This is a genomic window from Oleiphilus sp. HI0067 (assembly GCF_001635735.1).
This window is the reverse complement of the sequence record NZ_LWFI01001610.1, coordinates 1-562: the sequence shown is the minus strand read 5'-3', so window position 1 is coordinate 562 and position 562 is coordinate 1. Positions and strand designations below refer to the sequence as shown.

1 pseudogene is annotated in these 562 nt (G+C 42.2%); it reads left to right on the top strand.

Annotated elements, in window-relative coordinates:
* A pseudogene (locus A3739_RS26125) lies at positions 1 to 562 on the top strand (YfcC family protein); the annotation flags it as partial.

Sequence of the window (562 nt, the reverse complement as noted above, 5' to 3'; positions counted from 1 at the left end):
TTATTGCATCACAAGCTGCAGGCATTCCATTTACTGAAGGCCTGAGCTATCGACTATTTATTCTGGTTGCAGGCTTAGTGATTGGCATCTTGTATGTCATGCGTTACGCCAAAATGGTCAAAAATGATCCGTCAAAATCACTCGTCGCTGAAATGGCTGAGAGCAACAAAAAACATTTTCTGACTACTGACAGCAGCATCAGCGATAACTTGACTGGTACTCAAAATATTATTTTGCTTATTTTTTCGGGAACATTCGCCCTGCTAGTTTACGGAGTATCTGTACTAGGTTGGTGGATGGCTGAGATGTCGGCACTATTCTTAGCCTCCTCTATTCTTGTAGCGATTGTCGCTAGAATGGGTGAAGAAGAGTTTAGTAACACATTTGTAGAAGGTGCACGTGAGTTACTAGGTGTTGCATTGGTTATCGGGTTAGCGCGCGGTATCGTCGTCATCATGGACTCGGGTAATCTGACAGGCACTATTTTATATGCATCTGAAGGCATGGTTAGTGGTTTAAGTGAAATTGGATTCATTAACGCTATGTTTGGTGTACAAATACT